Annotated in this window: 1 pseudogene; it reads left to right on the top strand. The window is 34.5% G+C overall.

Annotated elements, in window-relative coordinates:
- Positions 1–261, top strand: a pseudogene (locus FSY66_RS12465) (hypothetical protein); the annotation flags it as partial.

Here is a 261-nt window from a genome sequence, read left to right as displayed (position 1 = left end):
TCAGCTGTTTTAGCAGCTCCATTGTTAATGACAATGTTCGTTCATTTATTTGGTATTCAAATACCACATATATTTATGAACCCGTGGTTCCAATTTGTATTAGCAACGCCTGTTCAATTTGTTATTGGTTGGCAATTTTATGTAGGCGCTTATAAAAACCTTCGTAATGGGTCAGCAAATATGGATGTTCTTGTCGCTTTAGGTACAAGCGCAGCCTTCTTTTATAGTATTTATGAATCGATTAAGTGGTTAATTAATACA

The organism is Kocuria palustris (genome assembly GCF_007666205.1).
Taxonomy (GTDB): domain Bacteria; phylum Actinomycetota; class Actinomycetes; order Actinomycetales; family Micrococcaceae; genus Kocuria; species Kocuria palustris_A.
This window is presented reverse-complemented; position numbering and strand designations above follow the sequence as displayed.